The sequence below is a fragment of the Lelliottia sp. SL45 genome (assembly GCF_026672535.1).
GTDB lineage: Bacteria > Pseudomonadota > Gammaproteobacteria > Enterobacterales > Enterobacteriaceae > Enterobacter > Enterobacter nimipressuralis.
In genome coordinates, this window is record NZ_JAPPRH010000012.1 from 198,173 (window position 1) to 215,238 (window position 17,066).

13 protein-coding genes and 1 pseudogene are annotated in these 17,066 nt (G+C 40.5%); 4 read left to right on the plus strand and 10 right to left on the minus strand.

The window, feature by feature from the left end:
* Window positions 1–37 precede the first annotated feature (37 nt).
* The 5 genes from OVA10_RS24935 to parM form a co-directional block, all read right to left on the minus strand.
* The gene (locus tag OVA10_RS24935; protein WP_268197164.1) at window positions 38–592 is read right to left on the minus strand and encodes a plasmid transfer protein; all 555 of its coding nucleotides are present in this window, start codon (window positions 590–592) and stop codon (window positions 38–40) included.
* 8 nt (window positions 593–600) lie between these two features.
* Window positions 601–1,026 (minus strand): htdF, encoded by a 426-nt coding sequence (locus tag OVA10_RS24940; protein WP_268197165.1) that lies wholly within the window; start codon window positions 1,024–1,026, stop codon window positions 601–603.
* Window positions 1,016–1,468, minus strand: coding sequence for a H transfer determinant A (hdtA, locus tag OVA10_RS24945; protein WP_000952689.1), 453 nt, complete (start codon window positions 1,466–1,468; stop codon window positions 1,016–1,018). Before hdtA ends, OVA10_RS24940 begins: the two co-directional genes overlap by 11 nt.
* A gap of 404 nt (window positions 1,469–1,872) precedes the next feature.
* Window positions 1,873–2,511 (minus strand): hypothetical protein, encoded by a 639-nt coding sequence (locus tag OVA10_RS24950; protein ID WP_268197166.1) that lies wholly within the window; start codon window positions 2,509–2,511, stop codon window positions 1,873–1,875.
* 11 nt (window positions 2,512–2,522) lie between these two features.
* Window positions 2,523–3,560 carry a plasmid segregation protein ParM domain-containing protein gene (gene parM, locus OVA10_RS24955; protein WP_268197167.1) on the minus strand — a complete coding sequence of 346 codons (1,038 nt, stop codon included), beginning with the start codon at window positions 3,558–3,560 and terminating at the stop codon, window positions 2,523–2,525.
* A gap of 359 nt (window positions 3,561–3,919) precedes the next feature.
* On the opposite strand from parM, the gene OVA10_RS24960 reads away from it, so the two are divergent.
* Genes OVA10_RS24960 through OVA10_RS24975 form a run of 4 tightly spaced genes read left to right on the plus strand, consistent with a single transcriptional unit; the run spans window position 3,920 to window position 6,600 of the window.
* Entirely contained in the window at window positions 3,920–4,867 is a 948-nt protein-coding gene (locus OVA10_RS24960) for a metallophosphoesterase (protein ID WP_268197168.1), read from the plus strand.
* The gene (locus OVA10_RS24965) at window positions 4,864–5,700 is read left to right on the plus strand and encodes a hypothetical protein (protein ID WP_268197169.1); all 837 of its coding nucleotides are present in this window, start codon (window positions 4,864–4,866) and stop codon (window positions 5,698–5,700) included. The genes OVA10_RS24960 and OVA10_RS24965 overlap by 4 nt, the downstream gene beginning before the upstream one ends.
* Entirely contained in the window at window positions 5,693–6,214 is a 522-nt protein-coding gene (locus tag OVA10_RS24970; RefSeq protein WP_268197170.1) for a hypothetical protein, read from the plus strand. Before OVA10_RS24965 ends, OVA10_RS24970 begins: the two co-directional genes overlap by 8 nt.
* The gene (locus OVA10_RS24975; RefSeq protein ID WP_268197171.1) at window positions 6,211–6,600 is read left to right on the plus strand and encodes a hypothetical protein; all 390 of its coding nucleotides are present in this window, start codon (window positions 6,211–6,213) and stop codon (window positions 6,598–6,600) included. Before OVA10_RS24970 ends, OVA10_RS24975 begins: the two co-directional genes overlap by 4 nt.
* Window positions 6,601–6,660: 60 nt before the next feature.
* Here the strand turns inward: OVA10_RS24975 and OVA10_RS24980 are convergent, their stop codons facing one another.
* The 5 genes and pseudogenes from OVA10_RS24980 to OVA10_RS25000 all read right to left on the minus strand — a co-directional run bounded on the left by OVA10_RS24980 (window position 6,661) and on the right by OVA10_RS25000 (window position 16,969).
* The gene (locus OVA10_RS24980) at window positions 6,661–7,665 is read right to left on the minus strand and encodes a ParB family protein (RefSeq protein WP_268197172.1); all 1,005 of its coding nucleotides are present in this window, start codon (window positions 7,663–7,665) and stop codon (window positions 6,661–6,663) included.
* Window positions 7,662–8,915 (minus strand): ParA family protein, encoded by a 1,254-nt coding sequence (locus OVA10_RS24985; protein ID WP_268197173.1) that lies wholly within the window; start codon window positions 8,913–8,915, stop codon window positions 7,662–7,664. Before OVA10_RS24985 ends, OVA10_RS24980 begins: the two co-directional genes overlap by 4 nt.
* 3,325 nt (window positions 8,916–12,240) lie before the next feature.
* Complete coding sequence (locus OVA10_RS24990; RefSeq protein WP_268197174.1) at window positions 12,241–14,922, minus strand: TraC family protein; 2,682 nt, start codon at window positions 14,920–14,922, stop codon at window positions 12,241–12,243.
* Between the two features lie 8 nt (window positions 14,923–14,930).
* Window positions 14,931–15,785, minus strand: a pseudogene (gene trhV / locus OVA10_RS24995) (IncHI-type conjugal transfer lipoprotein TrhV); the annotation flags it as partial.
* A 9-nt stretch (window positions 15,786–15,794) separates the two neighbouring features.
* Window positions 15,795–16,969 (minus strand): IS3 family transposase gene (locus OVA10_RS25000; protein ID WP_416079273.1). Its coding sequence is split into 2 segments (ribosomal slippage): window positions 15,795–16,711 and window positions 16,711–16,969, totalling 1,176 coding nucleotides; the frame shifts between segments, so codons are not numbered across the junction.
* Between the last annotated feature and the right edge of the window lie 97 nt (window positions 16,970–17,066).

Below are 17,066 nucleotides of genomic sequence, written 5' to 3' on the forward strand. Positions count from 1 at the left end.
AACCTGTATTTTTCCGTATATTCCTTATGTTGATACACTATTTTGAAATCTTGGCTTCAGATAAGCGAAGCGCGGTAATTATAGACTCGGAGCTGACCCACGGCGTTTTTTGAGCAAGATATCCAAGTATAAAGAGACCAATTTTAACGCAGTCCATTTGTGAGACGGGGACCATGTGCATAAAAGGTTTTAAGCCGTTTTTATCGACTGGAACAATCCCTGCGGATAACAACATACCGCCCCTCTCGTTTGGGGTAACGCTTATATTTTTATAAACGACGTGTCCATGATGTGAGGTTTTCCTCTTATCAATTTTTAACGTATGCATGATTCTAAGAAATACAGATGCCATCTGCAAAACTTCATTCGTCGACAATTTTAGTAGTACAGAACGGTTTGAGCCCCAGTCATAATCTTTTTTTGCGTTCCTCGGCGCGACGTGCAAAGTAAGATAATAGTTATCAATATCATTTGAGGAAGACGAAGATTTTGCTGAGCTAACATCTTCTTTGTTCAACTCAATGACCAGGGCAGCATCCTGACCAAAAGCCTTTACGTTATGATTTTTTGAAGAGAAGTCTGAAGTTGCCATACAAAAAGTCACTTTTGATAAAACCACATACCGCCTAATGATTCCTCATCGGCAAGATGCTTGACATTTGATAGAGTAAAACCTCTTTGAGTTTCTGAAATCACCAGGCTGTAAGATGCAGTATGTACAAGGCGAGAATTAGTGAGCTCAAGCTCATCACAAAAACCAGGAGATTTGACTGGATCGGCCTTTTCAACAAAAGTTACTTTTGAAGCAATGCCGTTGATAACGATTATCTCGTTATCAGCAATTTTGATGTTTAAAGAAGACGAGCTTTTATCACATGGTAGGAAAACTGATGTCTTTGTAAATTTGCTTCCAGTGAAATCCAAAAGGTCAGGTTTAACCGGAAAAATGTTTAGAATTTTATAAGCCCCAACGAATACAGAAATCACAACAAAACCAGACAAAACATACCTAATCTTAGACTTCATCCCCCAGTTCCTCTCCTAAAAGTTTTAAAGCGCTTACACACATAAGCCTCAACTGATACAGTAAGTTATCAGCAGTTATACCACCAACGAAAGTAACAGTACGTCGAATTGATGCTCCGCCAGGTTCGCACTGGATATGGCCAATACCAGAATCACGGAGAAAGTCATTTTCTGCACTTACAAGGTCAGATTCTACAGGTGGAATGATAACTTCAATGAGTATTGTATCAACTGGGGCCCACTCCCAATCGAATTTAAGAGATGAAATTGGGGATATAGATACAAGAAGCTCATCAATATTAAAAATTACGGGTTTTATTCCCATAACTTCAGACTGAATGAAGTGGCTTTCAACCATAACTACCGGAAACTCTGAAATAGTCAGAACTCCGATTAACTGGTCCCGGCGTAAACCATGTATTAGTGAGTTGCGTGATAGCATTCGATCAGCCTTTATTATAATAATCAATCATTTGGGACAAGGACAGAAGGGATTACAGAAACGAAGATTCAACATGAACGTCGTTTCCAGTAACCTTAGGTCCATCGGGTATAAGGGTATCAAAAAATCCTTACATAACCATTAAACCACAGAGACTTTTTACGTAAAATAATAATTAAGTACCAGATTTATTAGGACAAATCTTAGAGTTTTAACAAAATTAGGAAAAATCCGTAGTTCCTGTAACAGTATCCAAAATCACCTAAAATACCGTTTCATTAACATTAATTTTACAGACCATAGTGGAACCTGAAATTATTATAACAAAAAAAAAGGTCAGCAAGTATGCTGCCTTTCCTGGTAAGACAAGTTGGCATTCAGAAGATGATTGTACTGATCTGAACCTATCTTGCCAAATTCGCTAGTCGCTTGTTTGCCTTAGCTTTAGATTTTATGCTTACCGAGGCGGTTTGATTTTCATCCGATACCTTTTCTAACACTGGCACCACAGAAGAAATGGGATTTTCTATTGAAATTTTGGATGCAGCTGAAGAAAGTGGCCCCTCAGGGAGTATACAGGCATCACTTCCTTCATTTTCAACCTTCCCTCCCAAGCATGCATGACCCTTTTGTACAAGGAAATTTTCTTCTTCAGAAACAAAATTCTGCTTCAAATTATCTAATAGCAAAGGTGTTAAATACTGCTTAAACTTTTGGTCAAAGACACACTCTAAAAATTCCTTTGTTGGAAGTTTTGGCTCAGTATCAAAATTATTACCATCGTTGAGAAACCTATTAAGATCTGCAAGTGTTAATCTTTCATTTAAACCATTTATAAAACTTGCCAAATCAGGAAATAAATTATTCAAAACCAACCCGGTACAAATAGCCGACCTAATGAGATCAAGCTGGTCACCTCTATGTGAAATTTCTGTTTTTTTAAGAAAGTTATAAACATAGGGTGCTTTTCTTTCGGATATCCAGAACGACCGGATCTGAATCCGGTCGTTATCTGCCTTATTTGAGATAGGATTTTTAGCCATGTTCTAGCTCATCATTCAGAAAAGATAGTATCAGCAATTGCCAAAGATAATGCGAACTGCGGATTGTCTAACATGATAACTTTTGCAGTTTCAAAATGTTTACGAATAGCTGTTTCGATGAGATATGAACCGCCCCCAACAAGGAAAACATTATGAGGCCGCTCTTCTACTTGTGTAACCGCTCTGATTACTTTACTTTGCAACTTTTCTACCGCAGAGTTTACAGCATTAAAAACACCGTCACGCTTGTCCTCTGCAACCTTCAAAGCCAATTTATCATGACGACTATCAACCAGATGATGAATATAGGCATTACTAGTGTTCAGTTTCTCAGATTCAAGATACCTGCTGATCTCATCGTAAACGATAGAACAACCAATACGGTCAAAACCTTTTACTTTCGAAATCTGCTCTAATTGCCCAGTAATACTTGCAACATCAAGAGTAGTACCACCAAGATCAATTACCAAACTTGATTCAAATGAAGCAATATCTTCAATTTCATCTGCCCGGGTCACAGCTGGCAAAGATTCGGGGAAAACAGTCACAGACAAAACGTTAAAAGAATACCGTTTACCATCAAGATAACGCTCAACGGGTTTCATGAGGTTATCTTTTTTTCTCTGAATATTTTCATTATTAGTTTCACCTAAAGCTGTATAGAACTGGCTAAGAGGTAAAGTAACAAAGAGATGTACATCCTGAGGAACTAAACCAGAAGCATGAAGTGCATGATGAACATTTAAACGGCTAATTTCATCGTACTGGTGAGATACATCAGTTGATTCAAGTGAATTGCTTGATTCGCTGTGGTGAGAAAATCTTTCCAGGCCATCAATAAGATAGTTATATGGATTGAGACCCTCATGGCGAACACGAAAATCTGGAACAAAACTATTTTGTGTTAGCAAAGGAACTAGTTCGTTCTTTTCATTTAAACAAACAAGTTTTGCAGCTTTACTTCCATCATCGATAACGATTTTTAAAGATTCAAAGATATTCTGATCAGAGGATGAAACAGGACGTTCAGATTTTAATAGCTCTGCCATAAAACTCTCTTTAAATTATAGGACCAAATTAGATATTAACTTTATACATGAATGGTGTTCTATTATCAACAATTACGCCATTTAAAAATACGTAAGTTTTGTTATTTCAGCATCCTTCCGTATTAAATTTATGCCCGGTAATTATTCACTATCCAAGAAGTACACATCTAATTGAAGAGATAAATTAAAACATAAAGTTACTTTGCTTCGTAAGTATGAACTTTTTGTCAGCCAAGGCTGGTGCCTTCGCCAGTAACTAACTATGACCATTACGTTACAAATCCAAAATGATGCCTTTTTGTAAAAAAATCATAGTTCGAAATACCGTATCATCGATGTAAACATACGAAGAGGGATTTATGGCAGCTGAGCACGTCCAAACAATAGACCTTACAAACTTCTCCGGAAGGATTTTCTTTCTGGCAGATCCTCATGGACACTACTCTGCGCTGTGCAACTTAATCCAATCAGTTACAAAGCCTGAAGAGGAGGTAGTGATTTTCTCTACAGGGAATTTGTTTGACTATGGGCCGGAACCCATTGAGTTGATGAAGGCGATAAACAGTGGCTTTTTCGATGGCCGCTTTGTGAGGCATTTCTCAGCTGCCGGTGCCGGAGAAGAGATGTTAAAGAAATTGTTACCGATCAACAAAGACCGGAGAACATTCTACCCCACAACCTACCTCAATGAGAGATGGTGTGTAATGGGTGGAAAGTGGCATAAAGATGTTAATCGTTACTATTTAGAGGAAGAAGTAAAAAAACTTCTTAAAACTCAACTTGGTACGATGATGCAAATTTTACTAAAAGGCGATATAAAAATTGGGGTTTGTCCCTCTGATTACGCCCCTATCCGCACATCATTCACTGATACTTATAATGCGCTTCAAGCATTTAACTATGCAAATGTGAATATTTTTCAGAGTCAGTTTCTTTACGGTATGGACCATGCAGTAATGCCAATGACCGTGAATGACGTTAACCTTATTGTTCTCGGTAGAAATCCTGTAAACAGCATTCGAAAAGCCCACGGCCGTTCCCAAAACAATCTCCCATTACTGATTGGAAATTGTTTACATATAAATACTGGTTCACTCTATATGTCAAACTTAGATGATCAGGCAATAGTCGCTCCGGGTATACCGGCAACTGAGTCACCAGCACTTACATTAGTAGAAATAATAATGAAGAACAATCCTGTATTATTGTGTCACCAGCTAATACAAACAACGAATAAGTTTTATTCACTTAAAACAATTCCTTTAGAGCTCGATTCGTTTGAAAACAATATTGAGGTAACAAGATGAATATAAAATTGAAGGTTATTTCAATATCTACATTGCTGTTGCATCTTCACGCAGCAGCTGCACTACATGAAAATAAGGAGTATAGTAGCGACGCTTTATCTTTAGCCGCTCAGAAAAATGACTCACTTTTATCTGCAAAAGCTGAGTTTATAAATGGAAGGTGGTTTATAAATGATAAATATAGACCTGTTTTAAAGACCAGTATGACCAAACCCAATTTCTTAGAAATTACCAATGTTTCTAACAAAGAATCACTTTTTATAGTGATACCGAAACTTGAGTATAATATCATTGCCAAAAACCAAATTTTACTAAGGGAAAAGAAAACATTAAATGAGGACACATCCGGAAAAAGCATTGTTTGGATCGAGCCAAGATCAAGTCTAACTATATCGTTTTTAAACGACCTTGCTAATACCCCCCTTCAGGCTATCGTTTCGGTCACAAGAAACAACAAAGATGTAATTGCCATATTTGGACCGGATCAGGGTAAAGGATTTTCTATTCCGGAAAAGACGTCTAAGGGTCAAGAGTCAGTTCCTGACTACTCAGATCTAAAGATAAAAAAAATCAAAATACCTTCAAGTCTTGGTAAACCTGTAATCATAAGTTCTACAGTGAAGAATCAACTTTTATCTGGCCAAGTGAAATATAAGATTTCAGCTCTTCAAAATTATCAACACTTGGAATTTTCTGAACCTGTTTATATTGAAAAACGGAAAAATATTCTCGGTGGTTATGATTATTGGACGAAAGAAGTACTCCTTTACCCCGGTGAATCATTATCTTTTATATCCAGCGCTAAAAACAATCTAAGGAAGCGGGATGATTAAAGTTATCACACTCTTATTGTTTGCGTTACTGACCGGTTGTCAGTCAGTAGAAAGTAAAATCGAAGAACTACCGACTGTTGGTTTTGACCCTATTCTATACAATAAAAGTGAGGCCTTTACTGACGGAAAAGTAACTTTTCGTATCGAAAGTTCAGGAACTGATGTTTGGCTTGTCGCCAAGAATGGAACCAGAAATTTTATTGAGCTTTCAGGCCTGACTCTAGGTGGTAGTCGTTGTGCTTACAATGCTCGTGGTAAGCAACTTTTACCCCCAAGCAGCGTAAGCACATTCGTAGTTCCTACAATTGGAATGCTTGGACTTTGTTTCAACAATGAAGACCAACTTATGTTTATAAACGAGGCTTTTAGCAGAATTACTCCCAAAGCAAAAGGTAGAAATACTCTGTCTCTTTTATTTTCTGTTAGTTACGATTTCCCTGGAAAAGGGAATCTAATTACTAACCACGATTTTCAAGAGTTTTATCTTTTATTTCTGAATGAGGATAATTTATGAAAAAAGCAATAATTTTTATTTTATTATGTTTTTGTAACTCAGCTTTTGCATATCAATACCGCATCTATACTATCCCTGAGGGTGCTTCAGTAAAAAACATACTAACTAATGAATACCTTGGAAAAACACCTGTGGTTGTTGACGTTAGCAATACCGAAGCCGGTTCTACATTTGGGATTTCATTATTTAGACATGAAAATGTTGCTATAAAGATTTTTACCGTAATGCCTTCCGCTGAAAATAATTTTGCTGTTTCTGGACCTGACGTTGCAACTATGTCACTGCCGGGAAAAGCACCTTTAAATGTCGTAAATGATGGGAATGGCGCTTCTGTTCATATTGAACTAAGACCTTATATGTCAGAACCTGCGCACACCCCATATTAATATGAAAAGATAGTAATTATTAAAATCATTGAACTGCATCACATAGATGCAGTTCAAACTTTATTCTGATTCTTTTAATTTATCTTTTATAAACTCCTCAAGTTCTTTAATAAAACCCGAATTCATCCTGTTAAATTCAATACGGATTTTTCTACCAGAATGGTTTTTACTGATTCTTGCATACTTATCTTTGTTATCAAAAGTAATGAGATCACTTGTTTCCCATTTTGTAGAATATGATTTTTCGCAAACATTTTCCACAGCATGTGTGATTTTATCCATAACAACTTTTTGAGCAGTCTGGAGATCTCCAATATCTAAATCCTTTGTTTCCTCTTTAACATTCTCTATAACTTCATCTAAAGGGAAAAGATTTTTCTGAACATATTTTTGTAACCGAGACAAGCGGCTATAATAGGAGTTCGGGATTCCTTCATAATCAGGGAACAGAGATATCAATGATTCTTCAATTCGAGCAGCCTGGATTCTTTTGGCAACCGATACATGACTAATACCAAGATATGATGCGAGTTCCTCATTTGTAGAAAACCCGTTCTCTTTCATTTTCTTGATAAATTGAAATCCAACTTCTCTATATGAAAATCTTCGAGAGGTTTGTGCTGCGGATATAATTGAATTTATATCTTCTTCGGTTAGTTCATCCGGAAGTACCCACAAGGGTAGATCCTTTTCTACCTTTATACAGCAGAAACGTCTGCGACTTCCTTCAATCAATAAATAAACCCCATCTCTTTTTACAGCGATCCCTTCTGTATCGACACCTCTTTCTTCAATCTGCTTAAGAATATCTCTTACAGAATTGTCTGTAAGAGCTTCTTGATTTCGCGGGTTTGCTGGATGAACCAAAGTCTCGAACTCGACTCTCTCGGCAGGAACAATCACATGTTCAGCTTCAAGTTTCCGGCCCTTATGAAGAGTGAATAATTTTTTTATACGAGGTGCAGTTTTTAAACCCGCAAGACCTGAACGGTGACCGACTTCTGTCCGCTTTGGTGCGTTTAAATATCGAGATTTATCATTCCCGATATGTTGTTCATCGCTCATGCGTTTACTCCTTGCTTAGCTGAAAAACTTTTTATTTCATTAATAAATTGCTGATATACCTGTAATACAGACTCTTCTGCGACATCAAGTTGCTTTGCGGAACAAAGTTCCTCAGATTTTTTTATATCAAGCACAGTACGCCCTTTAGAAGCAGCAGCCTTAAATGCTTCAGAATTCTTTATGTTAGCTGACATCAAAAGGTCCTGAACAGTTCTAATTAATTTATCCAAGACTATTCTTTCATAAGGGCTTTTGTCGTCAACATTAACAGCAAGAACTTTGAACCATTTTAGATTATCGCCCTTACTTGGTGATTGTTTAAACCTTTCACTTATTGTAAGCATGAAATCTGTTGTGGAGGCGTAATCATATTCACGTGGAGACACTGCGACAAGAATACCATCGGCCGCTTCGTCAGCAGCCCAGATCAAAGGTGAATCTTCAGGTGGTGTGTCTATAATAATTAAGTCATAGTTCTGCTTCAGCACCGGCAGGATAACTTCCTTGAAACGCAGTAGTAAAGACGTTCGTTCTTCTCTCGTACATTGCCAGTATTTATCTTTAAAACGAGCATCTGTCGGGAATGCCGTTATTACGTCCAAGTTTGGTAGATGAGTAGAAAAAGGCATATTAGTGATGATTTCTTCTTCAGAGAAACCTAAATCTAAATATTTTTTATACTCAGAATTTTCTTCATAGATTCCAAGGATTGCATCAATTGCTGTAAGGAAAACATCATCTTCTGAGACACTTTGAATCATGCTGCTTCCAATCGATCCTTGTGGGTCCCATTCGATCATTAATACACGTGCATTAAGTTGCAAATCTAAAGCTGCTGCTACTGCTAAAGCTACAGATGTAGTGCTTTTTCCCGTACCGCCTTTATGGTTCTGAGTAACAATAGCTCTGCTAACGTAATGGTCGCTGTACTTGGGATAATCTAGGGCATCCATTATTTTCTGAACATCCCAGCGGGTGTAAAGATGATTCTTGTTTTGATAAATCGGTGCACCGACAAGTTCTTTTTCTTCTAAATCCGAAAGTATTTTATTGAACGTTACTCGTGATTTCCCAAAAAAATCAGAGAGATTTTTTTTATTCAAACAGTGGTTGTAGATCAGTCTATCAACACCATCAACACTATCATCAGAAACAGATACTCTTGATGTAGCCATCAGAGATTCCTTTAGAGAAATCTGCTCGCTTTTCATGCGCTGACCAACGAGGGCGATCTTTTCAAGTAAATTCATGGTTATGACCTTTTTGCACTGAAAACCGACTTTTACGCATATATGTAAACTTTACGTATAATGCGTCCATTTCCTTGTTATGCGTACAATTCTATACTTAGTTTCAATCCTAAGCTAATGTTTGTTTTCTTTTTTATGATTTTTTGTGAGCTAAACTTGCTGATGCGAACTCAATCCCTCTAGTACATACCTATTTCTCAGCCTGTTTTAGCAAAGATTCTTCTGGTCGACTTCTCCACACTTTGAAGTTATGAACACCATTAGTGAATCTTCACACCTGCCCCATTTCTTGCTTAGACCACTAAACTATCTCACCCGGTCTACTTATTTACGCTAGTAATCGGAGAACCGTTGTTGTCAATCCCGTCTAAAGGTATGAGGTGTTTAGTGCTTGAGCAGGCACACCACGAATTATGGGAGCAGAGTTAGCTACCCAGCCTATAAGTAAAACCAAAATCAGGCTGCAACCCAAGTTTGGCGATTAAGGGGGTTAAATTCATACAGCAGCTGAGAGTGCCTTCAGATGCTGCTCAGGCATTTATCATCCTAATATAACCACCCATCCGTGCTTGTTTTTCGGAAATTGCCCATGCACCGGTGTAGGCAGACCAGCATGGAGGAATGAGACGTTAATCTGTATCCGCTGGAAATTTCATATCATTGGAGCAAGTGTTAGCAAACACTGCCCAGAACTGAAGGCCAGCATCAGAACAGAATCCCAGTTTGACGATTAAGGGGGTTAAATCCGGCAGCGGCTGTACTTCTCAGAGCTGTATTTAAGAATTATTCCACAAAGGTCAATCTTCCATTCGGCCTGTTTAATATAGTGTTCAGCCAGGGAGCGGAGATCATTTTACCTGCTTAACCTAAATCTTACGGCAATCTCAAACGGACTTTAACCTTAATCTTCCTGAGCAAGTTAGAAGGACTACCCATAATGACGTCCCCAAATGGCGATAAAGGGGATTAAATCCATTTGTGGCTTACAGTGCCACAACTGCTGCTCAGGAACACTACGCCCTCATTAAATCTTCAGACAGGTCTTGTAATAATCTAATATAGTCAGTGGAATGATGTCGTATGACCGGCATACAGGAATGAGGCGTATATTTTTATCAGGTGACTAGATTCGCATCGTACCAGCGAGTGTAAGCAACCCTGCCCAGAACTAAAGGTCACCATCATGAATGAACCCCAGTTTGGCGATTAATGGGGTTAAATCTGACAGCGGCTGACAGTGCCCCAGCAGCTACTCAGTTACACTACGCCCTGATCAAATCTCCAGCCCGCTATTGGGATAACCGAAAATAGTCCGTACTCTGGTGTCGGCAGACCTGAATTCAGGAATGAGACATTAATCTGTACCAGCAGGCACATTTTGTATTATGGGAGCAAGTGATAGCAAAGCCCGCCCAGAACTGAAGGCCAGCCTCAGGACAGAACTCCAGTTTGGCGATTAAGGGGGTTAAATCCCGCAGCGGCTGTATGTTTCCGTACTGTGTGTATTAAATATTTCCCGAAGGACAATCTTCCGCTCGTCCTTTTGAATAAATTGAGCACCCCGGGAGCGGGGATCACATATCCTGCTTAGCCTAATTCATACGTCAATCTCTAACCGGAGATTTAGCTTCATGGTCATGAGCAAGTTAAAAGGACTACCCATAATGACGTCCCCAGCTGGGGATAAAGGGGTTAAATCCGTCTGCGGCCTACATGCCCCAGCTGCTGCTCATTCACACTTAGCCTAGATTTAATTTCCCGCCTAGTCTTGTGATGAACCAAAATACTCTGTGCACTGGTGTCGGAAGACCGGCATAAAGAAATGAGGCGTAAATTTATATCAGGTGATTAGATTCGCATCGTACCAGCAAGTGTAAGCAACCCTGCCCAGAACGAAAGGTCACCATCAGTACTGAACCCCAGTTTGGCGATTAAGGGGGTTAAATCCGGCAGCGGCTGTAAGTGGCCCAATTGCTGGTCAGTCACACAACGCCCTGATAAATCCGCCGCCCGGTTGTGATCACCGAAAAAAGTCCGTGCGCTCTTATCGGCAGTCCGGCATTCAAGAATGAGACTTTAATCTGTATCAGCAGGCACATTTCGTATCTTGAGAGGAAGTCATAGCAACCCCGCCCAGAGCGGACGGCCAGGAGCAGGACAGAACCCCAGTTTGGCGATTAATGGGGTTAAATCTGACAGCGGCTGACAGTGGCTTCAGATGCTGGTCAGACATACCACGCAAAGATAAAATAACCCGTTCGTACTTGTGATTATCGGAAAAGGCCATGCACCGGAGTCAGCAGACCGGTATGCAGGAATGAGACGTTAATCTATAGCAGCAGGCACATTTCATATCATGGAAACAAGTTTTATCAACCCAGCCCAGAACTGAAGGCCAGCCTCAGGACAGAACTCCAGTTTGGCGATTAAGGGGGTTAAATCCGGCAGCGGCAGTTTGTTTCCGTACTGTGTGTATTAAATATTTCCCGAAGGACAATCTTCCGCTCGGTCTTTTAAATAAATTGATCACCCCGGGAGCAGGGATCACTTATCCTGCTTAGCCTAATTCTTACGTCAATCTCTAACAAGAGATTTAGCTTCATGGTCATGAGCAAGATAAAAGAACTACCCATAATGACGTCCCCAGCTGGGGATAAAGGGGTTAATCCGTCTGAGGCTTGTGTGCCCCAGCTGCTGCTCAGTCACACTTAGCCTAGATTTAATGTTCCGCCTAGTCTTGTGATGACCAAAAATAGTCCGTGCACTGGTGTCTGAAGACCGGTATACAGAAATGAGGCGTTAATCTTTATCAGGTGGCAAGAGTTGTATCATGGGAGCAAGGATACTAGAACATTAGGCTAACATCGGAAAATCCCGGGTTGGCGATTAAGGGGGTTAAAAGAGATAATAGTTTCCGGTGGGCATATTGGATTAATATTTTCATATACCTAAGCGATAAAAAAACTTTAGAAGATTGATTTATGCATATTTTGTTTTGTATACAATATGTCACCACTGTTCTGTTTTAATTGAAAATGCCACGATCTTTTGATTACCTTTGGTAAACAGAAATGCATTTTTAATGAATTTCATCTTATAATGTCAGTATTGAAGTTATCATCTTTGTTTACTTAATGCGTACACGACTATTATGTGAATATAATTTATGACACTGTTTTTACTTCACATTAATTCTTAAACCTAAGCTTTGCAGAACTGGGATGAACTCTTAAAGTCACAACCTCATTTGTTTTCTTAAGGCATACAAAAAAACCAGAATCTTATGAGATATCTGGTTTAATTAATTTGCTTGAAGATAATTACTCTATGCGGCCAAACCCGCTGCTACCTCTTGTGCATAGAGAATTTCTATTGCCTCGCCATAGCTACAATTCTCGCGGCTTTTAATTTCCCATAACTTACTCCTGTCAGCACTATCCGTAGTAAAACAAAGCTCCATTTTCCGGTCTACGTATAACCGACAGATCTCTTGAAAGTTTTCGAACCGGACTAACATCTCGGAAAACACCTTTTTGACTGTACGAATATTTTTCATACGTTCATATTCTGCATCTGAAGTAGAAAAATATTTATTAGCCTTCATTGCTTCAATGCTTTCTTTTTCTTGTTTCATAATTATTTTCCAAGGCGAGTTAGCAGTCAGGGCCCGGCCAACCGAAGAAGTAAAATAATCTTCAAACGACTGTGTTATACAGATGCCAGCGCAGTTAGTTTTCCTGAACCTACGCCATGCCGCTTCGAGGAAGGAAGAGAAGAATTGGTTTGATTGATTTCCAGCCCCTGATGAATTATCAGGACGAATGTACTCCCATGCTTCATCAAGGATGAACAAGCGACGACGCCCATCTTTTTTGATGAACATTGCATGCTGAGCAGCCTGAATGATAGACATTAATACAACTGTCTGAAGATGGGGGGTGCCTTTTAGCTCCTCCAGTTCCAAAACAATAAATCTGCTGTCAAAGTTGATTGGAGGCAACGTATCGGTAAACCGGTGACCATAAATTCCACCTTCGCACCATGCTCCGAGTTGCTCACCAATATCCTTTATACGTTTGTCTTCATGGTTCTTGCAACGCAGAGCAAAGCCGGTTATTGAACCGGTCCGACCTGATTTTCTGGATTCCTGGTACTCTTCTGCAATAAGCTGAAGCATCACTGATTGTTGATAATCATCGATGAGACCTTTCTCTGAAGCCATAATTTTTAGCTGATTCAAAACCATTATGGTCTGAGAAACTTTGTCTTTTTCTGCATCGTTTGAAGTTGATTCACCAGTAAATTCAGGTGCTTCGTTAAACACATCATCGTTAACAGTGATGTCAGTTAGGAAGGCAAAGGGATTTAGGGTGAAGTCAGGGGTTTTACCGAAATCAATAAATTGACTGTTTGTATACTGTTCCGCAATCCCCTGGTAAGATCGGCCCACGTCCACAACAAATACTTGAGCACCATCAGGATCATCATCTGGGTATTCGTTTTCTAAAAAATGCTTAAATGTTGAGCGATAATGAACAAGGTTATTCGAACGCGGTCCAGCACCAAGATAGTTATTGATTAGATATGCTGTCCAGAATGACTTCCCTGCACCTGAAGTTGCACCAATAACCATGTTATAGCTTGCAGAAGTCTTGAAAATATCAAGCCCCATGAGTTGACCTTCACGAGAAACTAAACTCAGTACTGGTCTATCTGTATTACCTTTCCATGGACCAAAGATCGGTGTCATATGAGCCGCTCCGGTGTTGCTCACTACTTCGGAACGGTCAAGGTCGAAAATTGTCTTTGGGTCATTGCACATTGGCAGACATGACATAAATGACGGGAAAACGATAAAGGAATCATCTGCTACTTTGACCCGGCTTTCGAGGTAAAATGATTTTAGATCGTTAGCAGCTGTCTGCACGGAATTGGCATTACTACCCATAACAGTGAAAGTTAGATATCCTCTTAAAAGCTTTGCGCCATCCTCTAACTCGCGAGTTACGGCCATGTAGTCATTATCCATATCCCGCAGGCGAGGGCAGAAGGTGACAACTGAAGGTATACTTGCCTGTTTATTAGTGATTGCTTTGTAGCGGACGTTTTCTTTTGACAACTTGAGCGGATCGGCAAACTGAACAGTCTGAGTGATCATAAATGGACTGAAAATAGTCTTACGACCATGCATCCAGTTAACTACTAACTCATACATACAACCAAAATTGACGTATTCAGGAAACTTTACTACGGAAAGTTGTTTGAAGTAACGATGCTCAGATTCGTCGTCACTTTGTGTGACTGATGAAAAATGATTTTCTGTGACTGTATACTTACGGCCGGGAACGTTAACTTGTTCGTTGAGCCTTTTCATAGTGTTAACGTCTATGAAACCTTCAGCCCACCGGGAGTTCTTTCCGGGGTTTACGACCTTATCTATACAATAGAGCCAGTTTTCTGCATCGACCTTAAACGGATGCAATCCAATCGTAATTAACTTACTTACAAGTTCAGAGTAAAGAGAATCGATACGCGAATGTTCCAGCTCAGTCGGAAGGGCAGACTGTAAAGGAATCGATAGCGAGATCCATACCTGAAAATCCCGCAGCATAAGGTTATCATGATCAGGTTTCAAAGGCTTATGCATACTTCTGTCGTAGTAGTCCAACTGATAACCATTAAGCAGATCTGCTTTAAGCTTATCGTTCCCAGTCATTCGCCCACCACGCACTGCTGACCAGGCACTAAGCTGTAAAGTCAGGTCTGGCAATGCAGTCAGTGATATTTGACAGACAGTATCTGTAGGAAAATCCATTTTGAACATTTCAGCGAGAACATCTTGCTGATTATCAAAAACTCCTGGTGATGGATTACAGATAAACATAAACCCTAATCTGTTGCCATCAATCAAAAAATAGTGAGTCCCTGCTAATTGATCGTAAACAGGGATAAACCCACCTAATTGATGGCGATTTAAACCGCTATTGTAATTATTGATAGCTTCCATATTTGACCCTACAGTTGTCTAACAATGCCGTTCGAAGAGACAGCTTTAGTTGCTTTTTGTTGCTGCTGCATATTTTCCCTGGCCGCATCCTGTACTTCTAAAGGAACTATGCGAGCAGGGTTTGAGGTCGAATTCTTGCCAGCAATCCATGTTTGTGGTTTTACGTTGACATAAACGTAGCCGGGAAGGTTGAGCGCATCGTTATCATCGGTATAAGGTGCAAAAGTTATTCTCATTACTTTCCCCTGTTGCAGAACAGCAAGTGGTTCAGGAGCAACCACAGCTTGTTTATAACCTTGCGAACGGTATTGCTGGATCTGCCCAGGGTTGAGAGTAGGGTTAACGGGCTGGCCATTGTAAAGAGAGTACATATCCTTACCAGGGCTGATATCTGAATTAGGTGCAACGTTGCGTTGGGCAGTTCCAGCAGAAGCTGGGTAGCTTGTTTGTTTAACGACTTCCGCAGCCGGATGAACGAAAGGGTTCCCAGCTGAAGAGGTAGTGCTATAACTGCTGGTCATCCTTACGTTTGAATTAACCGGTACACCAGAAATAGGCCGTGGTCCAATGGATGAAGTAGGGGCACCCATTTTTAAAGTTTTATCGTACATGACAGGTAACTGACCAACAGGCTTAATTTCGGTTTTTGAATAAGCCACAGGCTTATTTTTAAGGGTAGTAGACCGTGGATAACTGACTTCCCCTGGAGGGCTAATTTCTGTTGGATAACGGCTGTCATTGACAGCCGATTTCTCCTTTCCCGATTCCGACTCTTCCCCCGCAAGTGCAGACAGATCATCACGATTATTAGTTAACTCCATAACTTCGCGAGGACCTTTACAGATAACGCCCTTTTCAATGCCTTGTAGTGGTCAACAAAAATTGGCCACGGCTTTAGAGTCTTTCCAGAACAATCGTTCTGATTCATTCGGCGTCAAACCACCGTTATATTGATGAGGTCTGAGCTGGCTGTAATATCCCATGATGTAGTTTGTTATTGCTGCGCTGGCTTCGCTAAAATTAGCGTATCCATTATCCGGCACCCATTCCGTTTTCAGGCTTCTGAAGAACCGTTCCATTGGGCTGTTATCCCAGCAATTTCCCCGGCGACTCAGGCTTTGTTTTATCTGATATCTCCACAGTAACTGTCTGAAATCTCTGCTGGTATAGTGGCTACCTTGATCCGAGTGATACAGCAAATTAGCGGGTTTTCCTCGTGCTTCCCAGGCCATGGATAGCGCTTTCGTTGTCAGTGCAGAGTCCGGGGAAAATGACATCGCCCAGCCAACCGGTTTACGGGAAAACAGATCAAGCACAACGGCTAAATAAGCCCAACGTTTACCCGTCCAGATATAAGTCACATCGCCACACCAGACCTGATTAGGCTCTGTTACTGCAAACTGGCGTTCAAGATAATTGGGGATCTCTACGTGCTCTTTAGACGCCTTCTTATATCGATGGCCAGGCTGCTGACAGCTGATGAGATTAAGTTCTTTCATCAGCTTTGTTGCCCGCCAGCGACTCAGTTTTACGCCTTTGGTTGTGACCATCACGGCAATATTACGTGCACCTGCGGAACCATTACTTTCGCGATAGCTTTCACGAACAAGACTGAGTAATGACACGCGCGTGGCATCAGGCTTCTTTGGTCGCCGCCAGTATTTATAGCTACTGCGATGAACCCCAAACACATTGCACACAACGGCAACGGGAAACCGCGCCCTGAGCTTCTCAACTAATGAGAACTGTTCAGGGAGTCTGACATCAAGAGCGCGGTAGCCTTTTTTAATATATCCCTTTCCATTTCAACTCGTTGAAGTCTTTTCTTCAGCTCGCGTATTTCAATCTGCTCAGGCGTCATTGGTGAAGCTGTGGGGGATTTTCCCGCTCGTTCCTCTTTTAACTGTCGGACCCACTTATCCATCGTGGATTTACCGACATTCATTGCCGTAGCAGCGGCTGCAACCGTGTAGTGCTGATCGAGTACAAGCTGAGCAGCTTCGAGGCGAAACTCGGGGCTAAAATTACGTCTGTTACGTCCGGTCATAATGTCACCTGTTTTTGACTATGAGGCGATGATATCACCTCTATTCAGGTGGCCAAATTCAGTGTGCCACTACAGTTGCTGCCGATGGCACAGAATA

Coding starts and splice junctions, on each gene's coding strand:
- OVA10_RS24935 (WP_268197164.1), bottom strand. CDS start 592: ATGGCAACTTCAGACTTCTCTTCAAAAAATCATAACGTAAAGGCTTTT.
- OVA10_RS24940 (WP_268197165.1), bottom strand. CDS start 1,026: ATGAAGTCTAAGATTAGGTATGTTTTGTCTGGTTTTGTTGTGATTTCT.
- hdtA (WP_000952689.1), bottom strand. CDS start 1,468: ATGCTATCACGCAACTCACTAATACATGGTTTACGCCGGGACCAGTTA.
- OVA10_RS24950 (WP_268197166.1), bottom strand. CDS start 2,511: ATGGCTAAAAATCCTATCTCAAATAAGGCAGATAACGACCGGATTCAG.
- parM (WP_268197167.1), bottom strand. CDS start 3,560: ATGGCAGAGCTATTAAAATCTGAACGTCCTGTTTCATCCTCTGATCAG.
- OVA10_RS24960 (WP_268197168.1), top strand. CDS start 3,920: ATGGCAGCTGAGCACGTCCAAACAATAGACCTTACAAACTTCTCCGGA.
- OVA10_RS24965 (WP_268197169.1), top strand. CDS start 4,864: ATGAATATAAAATTGAAGGTTATTTCAATATCTACATTGCTGTTGCAT.
- OVA10_RS24970 (WP_268197170.1), top strand. CDS start 5,693: ATGATTAAAGTTATCACACTCTTATTGTTTGCGTTACTGACCGGTTGT.
- OVA10_RS24975 (WP_268197171.1), top strand. CDS start 6,211: ATGAAAAAAGCAATAATTTTTATTTTATTATGTTTTTGTAACTCAGCT.
- OVA10_RS24980 (WP_268197172.1), bottom strand. CDS start 7,665: ATGAGCGATGAACAACATATCGGGAATGATAAATCTCGATATTTAAAC.
- OVA10_RS24985 (WP_268197173.1), bottom strand. CDS start 8,915: ATGAATTTACTTGAAAAGATCGCCCTCGTTGGTCAGCGCATGAAAAGC.
- OVA10_RS24990 (WP_268197174.1), bottom strand. CDS start 14,922: ATGGAAGCTATCAATAATTACAATAGCGGTTTAAATCGCCATCAATTA.